Source organism: Okeania sp. (assembly GCF_983059655.1).
The window spans coordinates 1,387-6,472 of sequence record NZ_CEZPJD010000435.1 but is presented as its reverse complement, the minus strand read 5'-3'; the positions used below and the strand labels follow the sequence as shown (position 1 = coordinate 6,472).

At 35.6% G+C, this 5,086-nt stretch carries 5 protein-coding genes; 2 read left to right on the top strand and 3 right to left on the bottom strand.

Translation table 11 applies throughout. The annotated features are described in order from the left end of the window. Positions 1-119: 119 nt before the first annotated feature. Together AC3DU7_RS21205 and AC3DU7_RS21200 are read right to left on the bottom strand one after the other, a co-directional pair. Complete coding sequence (locus AC3DU7_RS21205) at positions 120-1,220, bottom strand: glycoside hydrolase family 24 protein (protein WP_488041287.1); 1,101 nt, start codon at positions 1,218-1,220, stop codon at positions 120-122. Positions 1,221-1,752: 532 nt separating this feature from the next. Beyond that, a complete protein-coding gene (locus tag AC3DU7_RS21200; protein WP_488041286.1) occupies positions 1,753-2,406 on the bottom strand; it encodes an NAD(P)H-binding protein in 654 nt (217 codons plus the stop codon). Between the two features lie 412 nt (positions 2,407-2,818). Between AC3DU7_RS21200 and AC3DU7_RS21195 the strand changes: the two genes are divergently transcribed. Continuing rightward, complete coding sequence (locus AC3DU7_RS21195; RefSeq protein ID WP_488041285.1) at positions 2,819-3,517, top strand: DUF1997 domain-containing protein; 699 nt, start codon at positions 2,819-2,821, stop codon at positions 3,515-3,517. 521 nt (positions 3,518-4,038) lie between these two features. On the opposite strand, the gene AC3DU7_RS21190 is transcribed toward AC3DU7_RS21195, so the two are convergent. Next, positions 4,039-4,506 carry a DUF4079 domain-containing protein gene (locus AC3DU7_RS21190; protein ID WP_488041284.1) on the bottom strand — a complete coding sequence of 156 codons (468 nt, stop codon included), beginning with the start codon at positions 4,504-4,506 and terminating at the stop codon, positions 4,039-4,041. 90 nt (positions 4,507-4,596) lie between these two features. Between AC3DU7_RS21190 and AC3DU7_RS21185 the strand changes: the two genes are divergently transcribed. After that, positions 4,597-5,086 (top strand): ankyrin repeat domain-containing protein (locus AC3DU7_RS21185; RefSeq protein ID WP_488041283.1); only part of this gene is annotated, 490 nt, incomplete at its 3' end.

The following is a 5,086-nucleotide window of genomic DNA, read 5'->3' as shown; positions in this document are numbered from 1 at the left end:
GGTCTGACCGCTATTGCCTACTGCCAAATGAGCTGCGCACAGCGCTATAACTGATAACTGAAATGACGGCTGTTTGTGCAGCATTCCGGAGCAAATGTTGACAATTATTAATTTTTGAATTAATCATTTCTAGTAAAACTAGATTTTTCCCGAACTTCCTCTAATGTTAAAGACAGTCTATTTTTTACCTCTGGGTCAGCTCCTACTCGAATCAATAAATCAGAGAATTCTACTTTTTTATTAAAAGGTCGAATAGCTTTAATATTCACACCTGAACTAATTAATTTTTCTGCTACTAACTTAACTTCTTTTATACTGACTGCTGAACCAAACCAAATTGAATTACTAGGCATATCTGCTACTACAGTTGGTTGAAGTATTAACTGATAATCTAAAGTTCTTAAAGCTTTTTCAACTACTCCATTGTCAACATCTTTAGGAAAGTACTCAACTATCAAAGATTTCTCCTTTTTTTGATAAAAATTATCCCCTAAAAGACTTAATTCATTCTCCAAAACTTCCCGATATACTCTTGGTAAATTCTTACTCATAGAATTAGTTTCAATTCCATATCCTAAACTCGTCCATGTTCCAGATAATAACCGCAAAACTCGGTCTAATTTTCCCCTTCTTAATAACCCAGGAATATCTGCTTTCCAATATTTGCGATCGCTTAACCAACCATGTACAACAGCATCTTGATATTTTGGCTCAAAACTGTAAGATTCCCAAAACATAAACCTACCACGTTGTGGATGATAACGTTTTGCCATGAGATACCAAGTACTTGTTAACATTTGATATCGTCCAGCTGCAGTGGTACAATTTCCTTTATTCGGACCAGAAACTATAGTAATACACCAGTCTGGATGTTTGCTCAGATTAGATACATTTTTACCTGTATAAACAACATGATAAGGTCGAAGATAATTAGATTCGCTAGCTGAAATAGTTCGCATTAATGCACGAATATAAGGGTCTCCACCTTTCATTGCTAGCTGAGGCCATTTTTTGCCATTATTGTAATTATATTTATTAGGGGAAATTAATTTAATTATTTCCTGTTTACCTATATTTAAGTTGCCCTTAAAATTTCGGAAAAAAGAAACAAAAGAGATGACAACTATAAATATAAAAATTAAGCGTTTGAACAGCATAAAACGAGCATGAGAAGGCGTTGATTTTTTTGTTCTGATAATTTGAACTTTAACCGGATGCATCTAAATAATCAAGGAGTGATTTTTATAGGAGTTTTCATGTTTCATAGAACACAACTATTTCTGCAACTTATTAAACTTTAGATATATCTATAATTTTTACTGTATTCTACCTTTGTGAAAAGCACTATAAACATTTTTTAGGCAGCTTTCTACAGTGAATTTAATGTAGTAAAGTTTCCTAATCAACCTCTAGTTTAACCTAATTATTAAAAAGTCGCGCTCCCCCTCTTTATTTTTAAGTACAATAGCTGATTTTTTTTGACAACAATTACTGTATTGAAATAATTATAAAATGTGCTGTGCCATAACTTAAAAATCATCTTGACTTATTACTTAATGAATAATTCCTTCTAAGGTTTAAGGACTGTACCTTGCCAGTAAATTTGAGTTCTCTCTCAATTTTTCAATTGCTTTTACCAAAGAATTAAGGTTTAAAGCCTCTCCTTTAAAGGAGAAAAAAGAAAAAATTTCCTTTTAGTCAATCCTATCCGTTTTCAAGGAGAGGTAATTATTAATTATTAATTGTTAATTATTAATTGTTAAATAGCTCTTCCCAAGATTTTTCTGGTGCTTCTGCCTGAGTAACAATTTCCACAATTTTATTACAAGCTGCTGGTTGAAATATTGCCTCCACAGAAACTTGTGCTACTTTAGTTCGAGGAATACTACCCTCAAATAAGCGATCAGCAGATTCCATAACAATAGGAAATTGATTATCATCATTTTTCAAACCACCAGGGCGAACAATAGTATAATTAAGACCACTTGTCTGAATATATCCTTCAGCTTGTTTCTTCCAGAACAAAATTAGCCAAAACAAATTTAGGGGATGAAAAAATTTAGACACACATAAGGATGAAACTAAAATAAAACGTTCAATACCCTTCTGTTTAGCAACATCCACTAAATTTTTAGTTCCCACATAATCCACTTTATATGGGCCAGTAAAGTCAAAACTAGGTTTAGCACCCGTAGCACATAACAATACTGTGCTATCTTCAATCGCAGTGTAGAGACCTTGAGAATTCAGGACATCCCCCATTACCAACTCTGCTTCTGGAGGCAAAATTTCTTTAGCTGTTTCTAAGTCACGAACTAGAGCCTTTACAGAAATATCTTGCCTTACTAACTCTTGTACAATCCGACGACCTGTTTGGCCAGTAGCTCCAGCAACGAATACTTTCATTTTTCAATTTATATATAAAAAAGTTCTAAGTTTTAACAGTTTTTGAGGGCAAGTCAGAAGAAAATTTATAGACAGAGTATTTGGATAGCTCTGTGCCTCTATATGCATTTACATCCGGCAGTCAAAGTATCTACGAATTACAGACGCACAAGAATATCTCCAACGAACTTAAATTTGTTTTCTGACTCCTTCTTCAATTTTCAATTACTAACTCTCTAATGTCAAAGATATACCAATAGACAGGCAGGGTGTCGAAATAGACTGATGACGATCTAATATCAGAGGAAATGTTTTTCCCACTTTTCCCTGTTCTCCGCTACAAATATAAATTCTTTGTATAAACTAGATAGGAATTTGGAAATCCTCAAAATATTGGATATAGTGTATACATATATACACGGGAGAGTGAATCATGCATCACAACTTTGCAGGACATCAAACTTTAGAGATGGACAAAAACTTGGTTAGTGATTTCTATGCCAGTTCAGCAAAAACAGACCTCTCAGACACTAGCTCAACTACTTGGTTTAGAACAAAATACAATGACTGCATGAAATTATATGCAGATGTAGATACTGTAGCAAAGCACTTTGCATCTCATCGGAGTTGGTTTTGTCAATGCGCCCATCCGATGAAAGTTGAGCCTCTTGGAGAAAATGGCTATGATTTGTTGATCGGAAAATTTGGTTCTTTTGGATACCAAGTTGAAGCTAGAGTAGGTCTAGAATTAGTGCCACCAGACTCCGCAGGAATATATAAAATCAGAGATGTTCCAGTGCCTAATTATACACCTTCCAGATATCAAGTAAACTTTCAATCAGAAATGAAGTTGATAGAGTTACCCACAGAAAAGTTTTTTACTCACAAGGAGATTCAAAAGTTAGGACTACCTCCTGTAATGACTGGTGCAAAATGGGATTTGGATTTGACCGTAGGTGTAAAATTTCCCCAGTTTATTCGGAAAATGTCCCCTAGTTTGATCCAAAAAACTGGCGATAGTTTATTACTTAAAGTAGTACAACAAGTATCTAGATGTTTGAGTCACAAAACTCAAATAGATTTTCATACCACTCATAATTTACCATTTCCTAAACAAAGGAAAGGCAAGTAGAGATATGGAACTTGAAAATCAGGGAAAAATTTAATCCCCTGATTGATTCCAATCTTTTGCCTTGAATTTGGCAGTTGAAAGCAATCAGGCTTCAGCCAATGGATGAAAACAAGTTGAAGATTTTAATCTCCTGCATACCAAAATATGAGACAATATATTTACAGGAGTAAGAACAAGGTTTGTCCCGATGAACCAATGCTTGTAGGGGTGAAGTTCCCGTCGTCAGGAAACTAGTAAGACTTAATGTTGCTACCAAGAACAAGGCAACAGACAAGCAGGCAGTAAAGATAGGGATTTATAGCTCGCTCCTTGAGTAAAACCACTCTGAAAGAATGAATAATGAAAAGTAAGCGCAAAGCATATGGCATTAATCGTCAGTATGTTAGAGCGTCTAGGTGGTTATTGACTGCCACCACCGACTCATTGTCGGTGACAGCTAAGTGTGAAACGTGGATAATCGTGGTTTTAACCAGATTTGCAACATCCCCTTAGAATCTCTCGTGTTTTAACCGAGAGAGAAGTCAAATCTTACTAATAATCCTTAACAGAATTTGGACTCCCGTTACCGCTTGCCAACTAAAAAGACCAAGAATTGAAACGTTAAGAACAATATGACTGTAGCGAGCCCAATCTTGGCCTTTCTGCATAAAAGGAGTTAAAGACGCAGAGATAGCGATCGCTCCTGTCATACCTAACCCGGCTAAGAGATGAGGGCCAAAGAATAATTTTCCATTATTGATGTAAGTGACGGCCATTCCACCAAGAGACCCTAAAACCATAAAAGCTAAGAGAAAGGAGCCCACTTGGTGATGTTTGATTTTAAATTTAGCAAATTCTTTTTTCTTTTCTGTATCTGTAGCAGTTCTACTATTACGAACTTTAATGCCGAGATATAAAGCGTAAATTGTTAAGGCCAATAGTATCCACATGATGGCGGGATGAAAAAAATTGAGCCATGGTTTAATAGATTCTGGAATTGGCAGATCCATAATTAATCTTCTCTCTAGAATTAGTAAAAAAACTTCATAAAAGTTAGCATAACAGCAAGTTAATCTTATGTGATCTTAAAAACGTAGATTATGGTTGTCGGTATGGCTTCGCAAAAAGAAGAAATTTTCTTAGTCCAGGCTGTTAAAAATGCTAATTTTGCTCAAGTATGTACCTTGCTGGCTCAAAATATTGATGCTAATGCTCAAGCTCTAGATGGTACAACAGCTTTAATGGTGGCCGCAGAAAAGGGCTACAGTCAAATCGCCTCTGCCCTACTAGATAAAGGTGCTGATGTCAACTATATAAGAAAAAAGTTTGGGGCAACAGCTTTAATGTTAGCTGCAGCTCATGGACGGGCGGATATAGTAGAACTTTTGCTAAGTAGGGGTGCTGATGTCAATGCCAAAAATGATGAAGGTAGTTCCCCACTAATGGTTGCTTCAATGAATGGTTATATTGCAGTGGCCAAGCACTTAATTGCTGCTGGAGCTGATGTTAATGTAGTGGATAAAGACCATGATACAGCCTTGAGTTTAGCAACGAGTCAAGGTTATCAAAATTTAGTTACAGTTTTGCTAG